At 67.2% G+C, this 17324-nt stretch carries 13 protein-coding genes; 3 read left to right on the forward strand and 10 right to left on the reverse strand.

Annotated elements, in window-relative coordinates; translation table 11 throughout:
• Window positions 1-64 precede the first annotated feature (64 nt).
• Window positions 65-2986, reverse strand: coding sequence for a hypothetical protein (locus HB681_RS17765; RefSeq protein WP_213956178.1), 2922 nt, complete (start codon window positions 2984-2986; stop codon window positions 65-67).
• Between the two features lie 507 nt (window positions 2987-3493).
• The gene (locus HB681_RS17770) at window positions 3494-6421 is read right to left on the reverse strand and encodes a hypothetical protein (RefSeq protein WP_213956179.1); all 2928 of its coding nucleotides are present in this window, start codon (window positions 6419-6421) and stop codon (window positions 3494-3496) included.
• 514 nt (window positions 6422-6935) lie between these two features.
• On the opposite strand from HB681_RS17770, the gene HB681_RS17775 reads away from it, so the two are divergent.
• Window positions 6936-7382, forward strand: coding sequence for an acyl-CoA thioesterase (locus tag HB681_RS17775; protein WP_213956180.1), 447 nt, complete (start codon window positions 6936-6938; stop codon window positions 7380-7382).
• Between the two features lie 27 nt (window positions 7383-7409).
• On the opposite strand, the gene fahA is transcribed toward HB681_RS17775, so the two are convergent.
• From fahA to HB681_RS17805, 6 genes are all read right to left on the reverse strand, one after another.
• Window positions 7410-8684, reverse strand: a complete 1275-nt coding sequence (fahA, locus tag HB681_RS17780) for a fumarylacetoacetase (RefSeq protein WP_213956181.1) — start codon at window positions 8682-8684, stop codon at window positions 7410-7412.
• Window positions 8685-8800: 116 nt separating this feature from the next.
• Window positions 8801-9952: a CaiB/BaiF CoA-transferase family protein gene (locus HB681_RS17785; protein WP_213956182.1), complete on the reverse strand. Its 1152-nt coding sequence runs from the start codon at window positions 9950-9952 to the stop codon at window positions 8801-8803.
• Window positions 9953-9983: 31 nt separating this feature from the next.
• Complete coding sequence (locus HB681_RS17790; RefSeq protein ID WP_213956183.1) at window positions 9984-10973, reverse strand: tripartite tricarboxylate transporter substrate binding protein; 990 nt, start codon at window positions 10971-10973, stop codon at window positions 9984-9986.
• A 34-nt stretch (window positions 10974-11007) separates the two neighbouring features.
• The gene (locus tag HB681_RS17795) at window positions 11008-11982 is read right to left on the reverse strand and encodes a tripartite tricarboxylate transporter substrate binding protein (RefSeq protein ID WP_213956184.1); all 975 of its coding nucleotides are present in this window, start codon (window positions 11980-11982) and stop codon (window positions 11008-11010) included.
• A gap of 66 nt (window positions 11983-12048) precedes the next feature.
• Window positions 12049-12855, reverse strand: a complete 807-nt coding sequence (locus tag HB681_RS17800; protein WP_213956185.1) for a citryl-CoA lyase — start codon at window positions 12853-12855, stop codon at window positions 12049-12051.
• Window positions 12856-13117: 262 nt separating this feature from the next.
• Window positions 13118-14017, reverse strand: a complete 900-nt coding sequence (locus HB681_RS17805; RefSeq protein ID WP_213956186.1) for a LysR substrate-binding domain-containing protein — start codon at window positions 14015-14017, stop codon at window positions 13118-13120.
• A gap of 110 nt (window positions 14018-14127) precedes the next feature.
• Between HB681_RS17805 and HB681_RS17810 the strand changes: the two genes are divergently transcribed.
• Window positions 14128-15024 (forward strand): dioxygenase, encoded by an 897-nt coding sequence (locus HB681_RS17810; protein ID WP_213956187.1) that lies wholly within the window; start codon window positions 14128-14130, stop codon window positions 15022-15024.
• Window positions 15021-15629, forward strand: a complete 609-nt coding sequence (locus tag HB681_RS17815; RefSeq protein ID WP_213956188.1) for an NAD(P)H-dependent oxidoreductase — start codon at window positions 15021-15023, stop codon at window positions 15627-15629. Before HB681_RS17810 ends, HB681_RS17815 begins: the two co-directional genes overlap by 4 nt.
• Before the next feature lie 57 nt (window positions 15630-15686).
• Here HB681_RS17815 and pyrF read toward each other — a convergent pair whose 3' ends face one another.
• Together pyrF and HB681_RS38130 are read right to left on the reverse strand one after the other, a co-directional pair.
• Window positions 15687-16511 carry an orotidine-5'-phosphate decarboxylase gene (gene pyrF / locus HB681_RS17820; protein ID WP_213956189.1) on the reverse strand — a complete coding sequence of 275 codons (825 nt, stop codon included), beginning with the start codon at window positions 16509-16511 and terminating at the stop codon, window positions 15687-15689.
• Between the two features lie 106 nt (window positions 16512-16617).
• Window positions 16618-17154 (reverse strand): uracil-DNA glycosylase, encoded by a 537-nt coding sequence (locus HB681_RS38130; RefSeq protein ID WP_345944699.1) that lies wholly within the window; start codon window positions 17152-17154, stop codon window positions 16618-16620.
• Window positions 17155-17324: the final 170 nt, after the last annotated feature.

A 17324-nucleotide genomic window follows, 5' to 3' on the forward strand; every position in this document is an offset into this window, starting at 1 on the left:
GGGCCTTCTTGCGAGCGCCCATGTGAAGAGGCCCGCGCACGGCGGGCCTCGGATTCACACCTTCTCAGGGGACGTTGGCCCCGCTGACCTGGAACGGCTTGCCGGGCAAGTCCATCTTGCCGCCGTATTCGATCTTGACGCCGTTGGTTGCAATCACCGGGCAGCCGCCTGTGGCCTTGGGGCAGGCGCCGCCATCGATGAAAGAGACCGGGCCGTAGCGGAAGTTGTGGACGGCCCTGCCTTCATGGTCGGCGACCGTCACGACGTAACCCCAGTTCGCGAAGTTGTCCGCGTCCTCGACGGCGATCGGGTCCTGCATCCGCGGATCCTGCAGCGTGCGCACGATGCTGCTGCTGTTGGCGCCGAAACGGACCCAGGAGATCTTGCGATCACCGCGCGAAGTCACGATCACCTGCATGTTGGGATCGGCATATTCGGTGGGAATGTCCGGCTCGCCCTTCGACCACGACAGCGATGTCGGGTTGCGGCCGACATTGGCCGCGAACTGCGGCAACTCGGCGATCGAGGACGCCGTGGTCGCCGTCGCCGTCCGGCCGGGCGCATAGTTTCCGAGGCTGTAGACACGCAGGACGCCCTCCTGCGTCGCGATCCAGGCGCGCTGGTTCGGCCCCCACACGGTGGTCTTGACCGCGGTCGGCTTCTCGGGCAACGAGATCATCTTGACCACCGTGGGCGCCTGTTGCGGCTGGTTGGCGAAGGTGTACGGCCATTGGCTGTCGGCCTGGCCCAGGCTGGCCATGCGCGCGTTGAAGGTGCCCAGGTCGCCACCGAAGTAGATGCTGTTGACGTAGCTGAACAACGGCTTCAGGTCGATGAAGGCGGCCTTCTTCTCCGTCTTCGAGATCACCACTGCCATCCCGCCCTTGGCGTACTTCCATGCGTTCTCGCCGTTCAGGAAAGCCTGCCGGTTGGCCTGGTTGGTCAACGGAAGCGGCGTGCCCACGAAGATGCCGCCGGGCAGCATGGTGTCGAACGGGTCCACCCCGGTGGTCACCGCAATCTCCGTCGGCGCCTTCATCACGGAGCCATCCGGGCCGACGAGGTCGATGTAGCCCAGGATCTTCATGAAGGCGATGTTGCCGATGTTGGGCAGGCCGGGGTACACGCCCATCCACTCGTTCCACCAGTTGTACCAGGCGCTGTAGCCGCCGTTGGCCTGGCTGTTGAACGGGTTGCAGTTGTCGCAGAGGCCAGCCAGCGCCACCACCGCCACCTGGCCCTTCATGGCGGTGGTGTCCCACACCGTGACCAGCGCGAACTCGCTGTTGTTGGTCATGGCGATGCCTGTGGGGACCTTGTTGGGAGGCAGCTTCACCGTCGACTTGTTGGTGGCGGTGTTGGTGCCGACGGTGCCGATCACACCGTTCTGGAACGCCGCCAGGCCCTGGTTGCAGAAACCGGGACGCCCCCCGCAACGCGTGACCGCGACCGGGTCGCCGCCCACGATGCCCTTGGCCCTGTAGTCCGCCACGTTGATGCTGTTGAGGCCCGCCCCGTAGAGGGTCCAGCTCAACTGCGGCAACTGCGCGAAAGTGCTGAACATGTGGGTCGTCGTCTGGAAATCGGCGATCCCCACGTGGGCCGCATTGCTGTCGGCCACGAAGCTGACGTTGGCCTTGTTGCTGGAATACAGGCCCGGACTGGCGGAACGCGCCCCGACCTGCCAGAGATACGGCGCATCGGGAGACATGTACTGGTAGCCCAGAAAGTTGTTGTTGGGCCGCGGCCCGAACAACTGGGCGCCTCCGCCCGCGCCGTACGACGCCGCATTCGGACCGTAGCGGTAGGTCATGCCTTCCGGCTTGCTCAGCAACGCCGCCATGGCGGAATAGGCCGGGTCGACGATCTTGCCGGATGCGTCGACCACGTCGCCGACCAGGGACGAGCCGATGCTCGGCAGCGTCTGGGCGCCGCCCGAACTCGCCCCGTCGCGCACGGTCTCGCAGACCCTGGGCGCCGGAACGCCAGGATTCCCGAAGAGGTCGACGTGGCACATGATGGCGATGTCCGCGGGCATCAGGACCTCGCGCCAGTTGTTGCCGCTGCCAAAGCGCACCACGGTCGGCGACGTCAGCTTGAAGATCTCGCCTTCCTTGACCAGGGGTTCGATCAACTTGCCCGGAGCCGGCGGGGGCGCCGCCGGCGTGTCGACCACCGATTCGCAGACCCTGGGCGCAGGCACGCCGGGGTTTCCGAAGAGGTCGACGTGGCACATGATGGGGATGTTGGGGGGCATGGTGACCGTGCGCCAACTGCTGCCGTTGCCAAAGCGGACCGGGGTGATTGCTGCCAGATTGAAGATCCCGCCCTCGTTGGCCACGCGGACGATCGTCTTCCCCGGAATCTGCGAAGACGTCGCCGGCTGCGCCGGTGTGTCGGTCACCGTCTCGCAGACCCTGGGTGCGCCCACGCCGGGGTACCCGAAGAGGTCGACGTGGCACATGATGGCGATGTTGGCGGGCATGGTGACCTCGCGCCAGTTGTTGCCGCTGCCAAAGCGCACCACGGTCGGCGTCGCCAGCCTGAAGATCTCGCCTTCCTTTGCCAGGGCCGTGTAGGTCTTTCCCGTGGCGGGCGCGGCGTCCGGTACGTCGACCATCGTCTCGCAGACCCTGGGCGCGCCCACACCGGGGTCCCCGAAGATGTCGACGTGGCACATGATGGCGATGTTGGCGGGCATGATGATCTCGCGCCAATTGCTGCCACTGCCGAAGCGCACCCAGGTCGGCACCGAGAGCTTGAAGATCTCGCCTTCGTTGGCCAGGTGCGTGGTGACGATTTTCTCGCGGGCGCTGGCCTTGGCGTCGGTGGAACCGGACGAGGCTTCGGCACTCGGGACGCTGATGGTCTTGTCGACTGCGCCGGTCGCGCCGGCAAAGGATGAGGCACTGCTGCCGCCGCTGCCACCGCCGCATGCGGTCAAGATGGACGCGAGGACGAGCGCGGCAAATGCTGACTTCTTCATTACGTTCTAATTGTTTTCCGTTCCCTGTAATTACTTATTTGTACATAGCAGGCACTTTCCACGCAACCGTTCTTTCAAATGTTTCTATCTGCGGTGTTGTCACAACATGAGGGGCCAAATGTAAAGAAACGAACGGGCGCTTCATGCGGAATTGGCCCGAATCCGTTGGATTTGACTGGCACCGGATCCGCCGGCTTGTAACAACTCGGGTTGCCCTGGACGCGCAGGCGTCAGTGCCAACGTCTTTCTTTCAAGCTCAGGACAAAATTCACGTTGCCTTCGAGCAACAGTGCAGGCAGTTGGCGACACGAAATCGTTGCAATTTCACGACAACCAAACCGCGCTTGGCGCCGAGCGCCCCCGCGCGCATTGACGGCACTGCCGGACGAAAAAAGGCCCGCGCGAGGCGGGCCCTTTCGAATGTGCGGCGATGCGCCGGATGCGCCGATCTCAAGTCGATGTGGGCATTGCCACCTCGACTCGAGCCGGCCCGGCGGGCCTCGCGGCTCAGGACACGTTGGTCCCGCTCAGTTGGAACGGCCGCCCCGGGAGGGTCATCTTGCCGCCGTATTCGATCTTCATCGTCCCGAAGGGCGTCCCGTTGGTCGGAACGACCGGGCAACTGTTGGCGTTCGGGCAGGCCCCGCCATCGATGAAGATCACCGGACCGTAGCGGAAGTTGTGGACGGCCTTGCCCCCGTAGTCGGCAACGGTCACCACGTAGCCCCAGTTCGCGAAGTTGTCTGCATCCTCGACCGCGATCGGGTCCAGCATCCGCGGATCCTGCAAGGTGCGCGCGATGGTGCTGCTGTTGCTGCCGAAGCGAACCCATGAGATCTTGCGGTCGCCGCGCGAATTCACCAGCACCTGGAAGTTCGGATCGGCATAGGTCACGGGAATGTCCGGTTCACCCTTCGAGACGGACATCGAAGTCGGGTTGCGGCCGACGTTGATCGCGAACTGTGTCAGTTCGCTGATCGACGACGGCGTCGGCGAAGCCACGGTCGGGCCTGGCGCATAACTGCCAAGGCTGTAGACGCGCAATGTGCCATCCTGCGTCGCGATCCAGGCGCGCTGGTTGGCGCCAAACACCGTGGTCTTGACGGCGGTCGGCTTGTCGGCCGTGGCGATCATCTTGACGACCGTCGGCATCTGCGCCGTCGCGTTCGTGATGTTGGGCCACTGGTTGGCCCCCTGGCCCAAGGTGGCCATTCGCGCGTTGAACGTGCCGATGTCACCACCAAAGTACACGCCGTTGAAGTACGTGAACAATGGCTTCAGGTCGATGAAGGCCGCCTTCTTCTCCGACTTGGAGATCACGACTGCCATGCCGCCCTTGGCGTACTTGTCGGAAAGATTGCCACTCAGGAAGGCCTGGCGGTTGGTCTGGCTGGTCAGGGGATTGGGGTAGCCCACGAAGGCGCCGCCCGCCACCAGGGTGTTGAATGCGTCATACCCGGTCGTCGCGGCGATCTCCGTCGGAGCGTTCATCGCGGTGCCATCGGTGGCGACGAGGTCGACATAGCCCAGGATCTTCATGAAGGCGATGTTGCCGACGTTCGTCAGGCCAGGGTACACGCCCATCCACTCGTTCCACCAGTTGTACCAGGCGCTGTAGCTGCCGTTGGCCTGGCTGTTGAGCGGGTTGCAGCTGTTGCACAGCCCGGCCATGGCCACCACCGCCACCTGGCCCTTTTGCGTGTTGGTGTCCCACACGGTGACCAGCGCGAACTCGCTGTTGTTGGTCAGGGCGATGCCCGTGGGCACCTTGTTGGCCGGCAGCTGGGTCGTTGCCCTGTTGTTGGCGGTGTTGGTGCCCACGGTGCCGATCACACCGTTCTGGAACACCGCGATGCCTTCATTGCAGAAGCCGGGGCGTCCGCCGCATCGCGCGACCGCGACCGGGGCGCCGCTGACGACGCCCTTGGACCGGTAGTCCACCACGTTGATGCTGTCGAGGCCGCCCCCGTAGAGGGTCCAGCTCAACTGCGGCAACTGCGCAAAGGTGCTGAACATGTGGGTCGTCGTCTGGAAGTCGGTGATGCCCACGTTGGCAGAGCTGTCGGCGGCGAAGGCGACGTTGGCCTGGTTGCTGGAATAGGCGCCGGCGCTGGCGGAACGCGCACCCACCTGCCAGTTGTACGGGGCGTTGGCCGCGATGTACTGGTAGTTGTTGAACAGGATGTTGGGGCGCGGACCGTACAACTGCACGCCGCCGCTGGCGCCGTACGACGGTGCGTCCGGACCGTAGCGGTAGGCCAGCCCGACCGGGTCGCTCATCAGGGAGGCCATCTTGTTGTAGGCGGCCGCAACGACCTTGCCGGAGGAATCGACGACATCGCCGGACAAGGCCGTGCCACTGCTGCCGCCGGACGCCGGGGGCGTGGTCACGGGCGGCGTCGTGACGACGGGCGGCGTCGTGGTGGCGGGGGGCGTCACCACCGGCGTCGAGGGGGCGGAAGCCACTGTGTCGACCACGGTTTCGCAGACCCGGGGTGCGGGCACGCCGGGGTTACCGAAGATGTCGACGTGGCACATGATCGCGATGTTCGCGGGCATGTCGACCGTTTTCCAACTGCTCCCGCTGCCGAAGCGCACCGTGGTGATCGCCGTCAACTTGAAGATTTCACCTTCGTTGGCCAGGTGCGTGATCGTCTTCCCGGGAATCGTGCTGGAGCCTGCAGGCGCCGTCGGCGTCGACGTGGCAGGGGTGGAAGGCGTCGTGGCAGGCGGCGTTGTGGCAGGTGTGCTTGGCGTCGATGCGGGCGGCGAGGTCGAAGCCCCCGCGTCGACCACCGTCTCGCAGACCCGGGGTGCAGGCACGCCAGGGTTACCGAAGATGTCGACGTGGCACATGATCGCGATGTTCGCGGGCATGTCGACCGTTTTCCAGCTGCTGCCGCTGCCGAAGCGCACCGTGGTGATCGCCGTCAACTTGAAGATTTCACCTTCGTTGGCCAGGTGCGTGATCGTCTTTCCCGGGATCACCGACGAGCCCGCCGGCGCGGTTCCCGTGGTCGTCGCCGGCGTTGCCGGCGTGGTCGTGGTCGTGTCGGGCACATTGACCACTGTCTCGCAGACCCGGGGTGCAGGCACGCCGGGATTACCGAAGATGTCGACGTGGCACATGATCGCGATGTTCGCGGGCATGTCGACCGTTTTCCAGTTGCTGCCGCTGCCGAAGCGCACCGTGGTCACCGCGGGCAACGTGAAGATTTCACCTTCGTTGGCCAGGTGCGTGTAGACGGTTTTCTGGCGGGTGGTGCCCTTCGGGTCGGCTGTGGTGTCTGGCGTGGTGGCGGCTTCGACTGTGGTGGAAGGCTTGTCGAGCGCGGCGACTGTGCCGAGGGAGGAGGTGCCGCTGCTGCCGCTTCCGCCCCCGCACGCGGCCAGGGTCGTCGCGAGGATCAGCGCGAGTAGTGTTGTCTTCTTCATTACATTAAGGTTGATTGCCGAATTTCGTCATTACTTATTGGTACATAGACGACCTTTTTTAGGCAACTTGTCTTTCAAACGTTTTCTGCCTGCTGCGCTGCAGCAACAATTGTTAGTTACAGATCAACAATCGTTCGATCGATATATGCCTTTTCCCTCGGAGGCCTTCGTTCCGGGCCAAGCACATGTCCACGTTTCTGAAACAGATAGCGGGTTACAAGCATCGAAAATGCGCCAAGAACGTGCGTTTTTGCTCCCGTTTGGTGCAGTTATGGCGTTGCAGGTGCGCAACAAAGGAAGATGTAGGACGCCGTCTGTTGCAACGTTGCGTCGTTTCCGACGGGCTGGATGCGCCTTCGCCGACATGTAGATGCGCGATTCGGACCTTTTGCGCCGCGGTTTTCCGCGTTGCGAGGCATCCGCCATCCGTCACCTCGTGCGCGTCGGAGTGGCGCGGAAACGGGTCCTCAGGATAATCAGACCATCGCCGCCTTGGCCGTCCTCAAAGGGTTCCATGTCCTCCATCACGCTTCGTTTTCTCGCCGAGCCCAGCACGGTCAACTTCGGCGGCAAGGTGCACGGCGGCACGGTCATGAAGTGGATCGACGAGGCCGGCTACGCCTGCGCCACGAGCTGGGCCAAGCGCTACTGCGTGACGGCCTTCATCGGCGGCATCCGCTTTCACCACCCGATCATGATCGGCGACCTGGTCGAGGTGGAGGCGCGGCTGGCCTACACCGGCAAGACCAGCATGAACATCTCGGTCGAGGTGCGCAGCGGCGACATGAAGGGCGGCGTCATGACCAAGACCACCGAATGCCTGATCGTGTTCGTCTCGGTCGATTCGCATGGCAGGCCGATGCCGGCGGAGGCCTTCACGCCCAGCACGCCGGGCGAGATGGCGCTGGCGGAGCGGGCAAAGGCGAATCTGGATGCGGCGCGGGCGGCGTCGAATCCGTAGCGACAGGTTCGATGCGGCAGCGCTGCCTCAACCGACCACCGTTCCGCTCACCTCACCCAACCCGATGCGCACCGCCCCCTTGCGTTCGCAGTAGCCGCGCAGCGTGAGCGTGTCGCCGTCTTCGAGAAAGGTGCGGCTCTCGCCATTCGGCAGCGTGATCGGGTTCTTGCCGCCCAGCGTGAGTTCCAGCAGCGACCCCGCCTGGTCGGGCTCGGGACCCGACAGCGTGCCCGATCCCAGCAGGTCGCCGGGGTTCAGGTTGCAGCCATTCACCGTGTGATGCGCGACCAGTTGCGCGGCGGTCCAGTAGGCGGCCTGCGTGGCGTTGCCGCGCGTGAGCCGCGTGGCGGGTTGGCCGGCCGCGCGCATCTTCGCGGTCTGCAGCAGGACCTCGAGCGTGATGTCGAGCCCGCCGGTGTGGCGGTTGACGTCGCTGTCGAGGTACGGCAGCGGCAGCGGATCGCCTGCCGGCCGCTCGAAGGCCTTGGCACGGAAGGGCGCCAGCGCCTCCATCGTCACCAGCCAGGGCGACAAGGTGGTGGCGAAGTTCTTCGCGAGGAACGGGCCGAGCGGCTGGTATTCCCAGGCCTGAAGGTCGCGCGCCGACCAGTCGTTGAGCAGGGTCACGCCGAAAAGGTGCTGCTCGGCCTCGGCGATGCCGATCGGCTCGCCCAGCGCGTTGCCCTGGCCGATGAAGAAGCCGAGTTCGAGTTCGTAGTCGAGCCGCTTCGACGGGCCGAAGGACGGCGTGTCGGCATCGGGTGCCTTGGTCTGCCCCTTGGGTCGCTTGAAGCGCTGGCCACTCACGCCGATGGAAGAGGCGCGGCCGTGGTAGCCGATGGGCACCCACTTGTAGTTGGGCATCAGCGGCGCGTCGGGGCGGAACAGCTTGCCGACGGTGGTCGCGTGATGGATGCCGGTGTAGAAGTCGGTGTAGTCGCCGATGGTGCAAGGCACGGTCATCTCGACGTCGGCCTGGGCATACAGCGCCAGCTGCCAATGCTTCTCCTTGGGGCTGCCTTCGCGCAGGTCCTCGGACAACAGGGCGCGCAATGCTGCCCGCTCGGCGGGCGATGCCGACATGACGATGTTCATGTCGGAGTGCTCCAGCACGTGGGCAGCCTCCAGGTCCAGCACGCGGTCGCCGATGGCCACGCCGATGCGAAACGGCTCCGCGCTGCCGGCCGGCCTGAACCGGCCGAAGGGCAGGTTCTGGATCGGGAAGTCGCAGCCCGGCACGTTGGCGGTCGCCACCCAGCTGCGCAGGTTCGGGTCGTGCGTGGCGTTGATGTCGTAGTTCATTGTTCCCCCTGGTGGATGCGTCGTGATGCGTGCCGAACGGGACGATGTCATCTCGAGAATCTCCGCGAAAGCAGAACTTTGATAGTAGTGCGTCCACGGCAAAAACCGCACCCCGCTCACCCCTGCCGGCGCAACCGCTCCCGGATCGGCCCCAGCACTTCCTCGTCGTGCTGCCCCAGCATCGGCGGCGGCGTGACGGTCAACGCCCGCTCGCCATCGAAGCTCACCGGCGACCGCACCGTGCGCCACGTGCCCATGGTCGGATGCGGCGCCTCGATCGCCAGTTGCAGGTGCCGGGCCTGGGGGTCTTCCAGCGCCTCGCTGGTGTCGTACATCGGCGCGTGCGGCACGTCGCGCGCCAGCAGGCGCGCGCACCATTGCTCGCGCGTGCGCCGCTTGAACAGCTCGCCGAGGACCAGGATCATGTCGTCCTGGTGCGCGATGCGGGCCTCGCGCGTGGCGAAGCGCGGGTCGTCGAAGATGTCCGTGCGCTCTACAGCGTCGGCCAGGCCCTGCCAGAACTTTTCCGGCGAGGACATGTGCAGGGCGATCCACTTGCCGTCCGCACACTCGAGCACGTACGACTGCGAGACGCTTGGCCGGCTGAACGGCCCCATCACTTCGCCTTCCGAGAAATAGTGGGTGAACGCATCGAGGTTGAAATGGCACATCGCTTCCAGCATCGACACCTCGACACGGCGCCCGACGCCGGTGCGCCCGCGCTCGATCAGCGCGCCCATCACGCCGTAGGCCGCATAGAAGCCGGTCATCGCATCGGCGAGCGCGGGCCCCACCACGCGCGGGTTCGACGGGTTGACGAGCAGGTTCAGGTAGGCGCTCGCCGCCTGGGCGACGGTGTCGTAGGCGGGACGGCCCGACGCCGGTCCGTCCTGGCCGAAGCCGCTGATCGCGCAGTAGACGAGCCGCGGGTTCAGCGCGTGCAGCCGCTCCCAGCCCGCGCCCAGCCGCTCCGCGGCGCCGGGCCTGAAGTTCTGGATGTAGACGTCGGCCTCGCGCACCAGTTCGTCGAACGCGGCCGCGTCTTCGGGCTTCTTGGTGTTGAGCGTGATGCTCTGCTTGTTGCGGTTGTAGGTCTGGAAGTGCGGGCTGTAGAGGCCGCCGCGAAAGGCGCGGAACGGGTCGCCGGTGCCGGGCTGCTCGATCTTGATGACGCGCGCGCCCAGGTCGGCCAGCAGCATGCCGGCGGCCGGGCCGGTGATGAAGGTTCCCTGTTCGAGGACGGTGATGCCTTCGAGGACTTTGGACATGTTGAAGCTTCCTGTGAGGGCTTTTTGTTCGTCAATCCACCTGCGCGCCCGAGCGCTTGACCAGTTCCGCCCACTTGGCGACCTCGGTGCCGGTGAAGCGGGCCAGTTCGTCGCCACGCATCGGCCGCACCTCGACGCCCTGTGCGGCGAGGCGGGCTTGCGTGTCGGCATCCGACAGGGTGGCGTCGGCCGCGGAACGCAGCCGCTCCAGCGCCGGTGCGGGCGTGGCCGCGGGCGCATAGAGGGCGAACCACGCGACCAGGTCGAAGCCGGCAAGGCCTTGCTCGGCGAGCGTCGGCACGTCCGGCGCGGCCTTGCTGCGCTCGGCGCTGCTGACGCCGATCGCCCTGAGCTTGCCGCTCTTGATGTGCTGCAGCACGGCGGTCGGGTGATAGAACATGAAGTCCACGTTGCCCGCCATCAGGTCGGTCAGCGCCTGGGCGCCGTCCTTGTAGGGCACGTGGATCATCGTGCCGCCCAGCTTCGCCAGCAACTCCCCGGCCAGGTGGCCCGAAGTGCCGTTGCCGGCGGACGCGAAGGTGATGCCCTGGGGCCGCTGCGCCATGCGCGCGAGGTCCGCGGGCGTCTTGGCGGCGGAATTGGCCGGCACGACCAGCAACAGCGGCGTGTAGCCGACGAAGGCCACCGGCGCGAACTGCTTCTGCGGGTCGTAGGGCAGCTTGCGGTACAGCGACGCGTTGATCGCGTGGGTGCCGACCGTCCCCATCACCAGGGTGCCGCCGTCCGACGGCGCCCGCGCGACCTGCTCGGTGCCCATCGAGCCGCCGGCGCCCGGCCGGTTGTCGATGATGACCGGCTGTCCCAGCCGCTTGCCCAGCGGCGTGCCGACCACGCGGGCGACGTTGTCGGTGGTGGTGCCGGCCGAGAACGGCACGACCAGGCGCACCGCCGTGGCCGGCTGCTGCGCGGCGACCGTGCCGGCGTTCGCCAGCCCGAGCAGGCCGACCAGGGCGCCAAGCGCGCGGCCCAGCCAGCGGCTCGCATTCGAATGCAGCGTCATGAGTGACAGTCCCTCTTTGTGCAGGTGTGCGGGCTCAGTCGACACGGATGTTCCTGGTCTTGACGATGCGCCCATAGATATCGGCGTCGCGCTTGACCAGTTCCGCCATCTCCGCCCGGCTCAGCCCCAGCGGCTCGCAGTTCAGGTCCTTGATGCGGCGCTGCATCTCGGGATCCTGGCTGGCGGCCACCAAGGTGGCATGCAGCCGCTCGACGATTGGCGCCGGCGTGGCGGCGGGCGCCCAGATGCCGTGCCACGACGTCATCGTCAGGCCGGGCGTGGTCTCCGCGAAGGTCGGCACGTTCGGCATCGCGGGGTGGCGTTGCGGACCGGAATACGCCAGCGCCTTCACGCGGCCGCCGCTGATCAGCGGATAGGCCGTCGCCATCGGCTCCAGCACCATGTCGACCTGCCCGCCGATCAGCTCGGTGATGGGCGTCGTGCGGTAGGGGACATGCACCATGCTGATCTTGTTCTCGTCCTTCAGCCATTCCATGATCAGGTGCGACGGGCTGCCGGCGCCATAGGACGCATGCGACAGCGAATCGGGCTTGCTGCGCGACTCGGCCACCACGTCCTTCACCGAGTTCGCCTTCAGTTGCGGGCCGGCGATGAGCACCAGGCCCTGCCGCATGGTCGTGGCCACGGGCACCAGGTCCTTCTGCGGGTCGAAGGGCAGCTTGCCGTAGATGAATGGGTTGATCGTGAACGCAGTGGAGACGTTGTAGAGCACGGTGTACCCGTCAGCCGGCGCCTTGGCCACCACATCGGTCGCCAGGTTGCCCGCCGAGCCAGGCTTGTTGTCGATGACGACGGCCACGCCCAGCTTCTTGGCGGCGTAGTCCCCGTACATGCGGGCGAAGACGTCGGGCGGCGTGCCGGCGGCGAAGCCGACCACGATCCTGATCGGCCGGATGGGCCAGTCCGCCTGCTGCGCCTGCGCCAATCCGCTGGCACCGGTGAGTGCCAATGCAGCCGCTGCTACCAGATGCCTTCTTGCGAAGTCCATGTCATGTCTCCTGTTGAATGTCTTGTTGCTGATGAATGGGGGTGGACGGCACGCGAGGCCGCCGCTTCAGTGCGAGCCGCCGAAGCCAGCCGGCACTTCGCCTTCGTAGACCACTTCGCGCGAGGCCTGGTACGACAGCGCAAAGCCGATCGACTTCTCGAGCTCTTCGTTGAGGTGCGCGATCAGGCCCGCGGTACGGGCCAGGATAGGGACGCCCTTGAGCGCTGGCAGCGGAAATCCGATGCCGAGCAGCACGGCCGGAATGGCCGCCGAGACGTTGAGCTTGAGCTCCTTGCCCAGCACCTGCGGGATCACGCGCTCGACGGCTTCGGCGATGGCGACGAAGCGCAGGTCGGCGCCGTGGGTCCGCGCCACCTCGAACAGCGCGTCGACGCGCGGGTCGCGTTCCTTGTGAAGCGGGTGCCCGTAGCCCGGGATCGCCTTGCGGGCCTGGCGGTACTCGCCCAGCACGGCGAGCGCGGCCTCGTCCAGATCGCCATCGCTGCCGGCGCGCTGGTCGATCTCGCTGAACAGGCGGCCGGCCGTTTCGGAGGCCCCGAGGATCACCGAGCCGCAACCCAGGATGCCGGCCGCCACGGCGCCCTGCATCGCATCCGGGGCGGCGGCGAGCGTCATCCGACTGGCCTGCACGCTGGGCACCAGGCCATGCTCGGCGATGGCGACCAGGGTCGCGTCCAGCACGGCAGTCCCTGCGGCGTCGGGCATCCTGCCGGTGACCAGCAGGTGGAAGTAGTCCGTGAACGACACCTTGCCGATGAGCTCGGTGCACAGGTTGCGGCCACGCACGACGATGGTGTGCTCGTCGGAGGTCGAGATCGCGGTGCGGGGCAATGTCTCCTTGCCAATCTTCATGTCAATCCTTTTCGCTGAGGTGGGCGAACCTTAACGATTGATGGTGAGGCGAGGAAATGAAGAATTTCGATGCCATTGATCGACGCAGTCGATTCAATGCAGAGGCCTTCGGCCGCTGGCGACGAATGCGGGCGCGGAACGCACGGCGGTTGGCGGTTGGCGGTTGGCGGTTGGCGGTTGGCGGTTGGCGGTTGGCGGTTGGCGGTTGGCGGTTGGCGGTTGGCGGTCTGCCGTTCCGGCGCCCCGCCGCCCAGGCGCCCGGCTAAGGCGTGGGTTGCAGGCTGCGCTTGAGCGCCGCCTTGCGGATGTCCCGCGCAAAGGACTTGACGGCCGCGCTCTGCCGCGCGTCGCGCCTCCAGAGCAGGCCGGGCGTGCGCATCGGGGTCGGGCTTTCCAGCGGGATCACGCAGATGTCGTCGCGCGCCGGCACGGCATTGCGCGAGACGATCGCCGCCAGGTGCGTGCGCGCCACCAGGTCGATCATCGGCGCGATGGTGTTGAGCTCCGCAGCGACGAGGGGCTCGGCGCCGCAGCTCGAAAAGCATTGCTCGAGCAGCGTCCGCGTCGTGAACATGGGCGGCAGCAGCACCAGCGGTTGCTTGTGCAGCTCGACCATGCGCAGGCGCTTGCGCGACGCGAAGGGGTGCCCGGCGCCGACGACCAGCATCATTTCCTCGTTGTAGAGCGGCTCGAACCACAGCAGGTCGGGCTCGGTCGGCTCGTAGGCGATGCCCACGTCGAGCGTGCCTTCCACCAGCCGCTGGCCGATGGCCTGCGCCGCCAGCTCGTCCACGCAGACCTTCACCGTCGGGTGCCGGGCCAGGAAGGCGGCAAGGCATTCGGGCACGAAGGCGATGTTGAAGGTGTGCGTGGCGCCGATGCGCACTTCGCCCGACAGCGCGCCGGCCGAGCGCTTGAGTTCGCCGAGCCCCTGGTCGACCTCGCGCAGCGCCTTCGAGGCATAGCCCAGGAAGGTCTCGCCGGCCTCGGTCAGCAGCACGCGCCGGCCGATGCGGTCGAACAGTTCATGGCCGAGTTCGTCTTCCAGCTGGCGGATCTGGTGCGAGAGGGTCGATTGCGTCACATGCACCCGCTCGGCGGCGCGGGTGAAGTTGAGGCATTCGGCCAGGGCGCAGAAGTAGCGGAGGTGGCGCAGCTCCATCTTGGGTTCCAGTTCAATCGATGACGTAGATAGACTTTATCGAAATTCTTCACTTTGACTGCATTGCATCTATGGATAACGTAGGCGCCCTAGAACACAGGAGACCCCCGATGGCCGAAGCCCCACACGCCACCCAGACCCTCACCGACGAAGTCATCGCCCGCCTGGACGGCTGCACCGACGCCCGCTTCAAGGAGGTCATGACTTCGCTCGTGCGCCATGTCCACGACTTCGTGCGCTCCGTCGACCTGACCGGCGAGGAGTGGATGAACACGATCCAGTTCCTGACCGCCACCGGCCAGGCCTGCAACGACAAGCGACAGGAGTTCATCCTGCTGTCGGACACGCTGGGGGTCTCGATGCTGGTCGTCGCGCTGGCCCAGGCGCGCGCATCGGCCGACGCCAGCGGCGCCACGCCGGCGACCGAGGCGACCGTGCAGGGCCCGTACTACTGGGTCGGCGCGCCGGAGCGTCCGCTGGGCTACGACATCGGCGAAAGCGTGCCGGGCGAGCCCACGCTCTACACCGGCCGCGTCACCGACACCGAGGGCAGGCCGCTGGCGGACGCACGGCTCGACGTCTGGTCCGGCGACGGCGACGGCGTCTACGACATGCAGGTGGAGGGCTCCGACCAGATGCTCGCGCGCGGCGTGTTCCGCACCGACGCGCAAGGGCGGTTCTGGCTCTGGTCGATCCGTCCGAGCTTCTATCCGATCCCGATGGACGGCCCCGTCGGCGCGATGATCGAGCGCATGGGCCGCGACCCGAACCGGCCCGGCCACATCCACATGATCGTCTCGGCCGACGGGCATGTGCCCGTCACCACGCACCTGTTCGTCGCCGACAGCCCCTATATCGAGTCGGACATCGTCTTCGGCGTGCGAGAAAGCCTGATCGTGCCCTTCGAGCAGCACCCGCCGGGCACCGCCGCGGACGGCCGCGAGATGGACCAGCCCTACTGGTCGGCGCACTATGATTTCCGGCTCGCCCCTGCAAGAACCGCATGAAGCCCGTACTCCACGTCATTGTCTGCAGCACCCGGCCCCACCGCGTCGGCAGCCCGGTCGGGCAATGGGCGCATCGCGTCGCGCTCGCGCACGGCGGTTTCGATGTCCAGCTGGTCGAACTCGCGGACGTCGGGCTGCCGTTGTTCGACGAGCCCGAGCACCCGAAGAGCGGCAACTACCAGCATGCGCACACCCGGCGATGGAGCCAACAGGTCGACGGTGCCGATGCCTTCGTGTTCGTGATGCCCGAATACAACTACGGCCCGCCGCCGTCCTGGCTGAACGCGATGACCTACCTGGTGCGCGAATGGCACTACAAGCCCGCCGCTTTCGTGAGCTACGGCGGCGTCGGGGGCGGCATGCGCGCGGTGCAGGTGGCCAAGCAGTTGCTCACGACCTTCAAGGTGGTGCCCTTGCTGGAGGCCGTGGCCATTCCGTGGGTCGCGCGGCGGATCGTGGACGGCGCCTTCGAAGCGACGCCGGAGGAAGGCGTGGCCTGCGAGGCCATGCTGAAGGAGCTGCTGCGCTGGGCCGAGGTGCTGCCCGCGTTGCGCAGCAGCGGGTCGGCGTCACGCCAGGAAGCGGCGCCGGCCCTGGTCAGGTGACGCCCGGGGCGATCGGCGCGCCGGGCTCGCAACGGTAGGAGCCTTGGCGCGCAGTGCTCAGCCGCGTGCCGCGTGCAGCATGTCGCGGGTCCGCAGCGCCTCGCGCCGCGCAGCTTGCTCGTAGTCGTCGCCGGACGACGCATAGCAGATGGCGCGCGACGAATTGACGACGATCGGCGCGTCTTCGCGCCAGCCGGCGCGTACCGTCGCGGCCGCGTCGCCGCCCTGCGCGCCAACGCCGGGGATCAGCAGGGGCACGGTGGGCGCCAACGCACGCACGCGCTCGATCTCCGCCGGATAGGTCGCGCCCACCACGAGGCCGAGCTGGCCGTTCAGGTTCCACGGCCCCTGGGCCAGCCGCGCGATGTGCTCGTAGAGGAAGGGTTCGCCCTCCACGCCCGCGAGGCGCTGCCCCTGCAGGTCGGCGCCGCCGGGATTGCTGGTGCGGCACAGCAGGAAGGCGCCCTTGCCCGCATGGCGCAGATAGGGCTCGACCGAATCGAAGCCCATGAACGGCGACAGCGTGACCGCATCGGCGCCGTAGCGTTCGAAGGCCTCGATGGCGTATTGCTCGGCGGTCGAGCCGATGTCGCCGCGCTTGGCGTCGAGGATCGTGGGCACGTGGGGCGCGTTGCGGCGCATGTGCTCCATCAGGCGCTCCAGCTGCTCTTCGGCGCGGTGCGCGGCGAAGTAGGCAATCTGCGGCTTGAACGCGATGGCGAGGTCGGCCGTCGCGTCGACGATGCGGGCGCAGAAGTCGTAGATGCGGCTGGCATCGCCCTTGAGCTGCGCCGGAAAACGGCTGGGTTCCGGATCGAGGCCGACGCACAGCATGGATGCGTTTTGCTGCTCGGCCGCGCGCAGCTTGTAGAGGAAAGTCATGGGGCGGGATTTTAGGTTCCGGGGGAGAGCGTGCGCCTCGGCTGCAGGCTCGCAAGAGCAGCCGCCGCTGACGGCCGCGGCTACCGCAGGCGCTGCCGGATGGCTGCTAGAACCGGGCCGCGGCCAGGCAGAGATCGGCCCAGGCCCGCGCCTTGTCGCCGCGGTTGCGCAGCAGGTAGGCCGGGTGATAGGTCGCCACGACCTGCACGCCCGGCAGGCCCGGCAGTTCGGCCGCCTGGCCGCGCAGCTTGCCGAGCGGCTCATTGCGCCGCAGCAGGCACTGCGCCGCGAGCGGTCCCATCGCGAGCACGATGCGCGGCGCAATGGCGGCGAGATGCGCGTCGAAGCCTTGTTCGAACGGTTGCGACGTGGACGCCGGGTGGGTGGCGCCACGGTGCGTGCGCATCAGGTGCACAGGCACGGCGCCGCTCTCCAGTTGCAGGGCGCGCAGCATGTTGTCGAGCAAGCGGCCAGCCTCGCCGGCGAAGGGTTCGCCATGGCGGCCGTCGGCCTGGGGCGGCATGTCGACCACGATCAGCCAGCCGCCTTGCGCCGCGCTGCCGCCGTAGAGGCGCTGCGGGGCTTCGATTTGCGTCGCCTCCTCGCCTGCACCGGCGGGCCGGGCGACACGCGCCTGTGCCACCGGCGGGGCCGGCGCCCCGCCGGGCGGCCGGACAGCAGCGGGGGGGGGGGCCGCGCCCGCCGGCCTGGCGGGGGGGTCTTGCCCTCCCCCACCCCCCGCCCGCCCGCCCGGGGCGGGCGCGGCCCCCCGGCGGGGGGGGGCCGGCGGGGGGGCGCCGGGGGAGGGCCCGC

This window comes from Variovorax sp. dw_954 (genome assembly GCF_018449755.1).
GTDB lineage: Bacteria > Pseudomonadota > Gammaproteobacteria > Burkholderiales > Burkholderiaceae_C > Variovorax.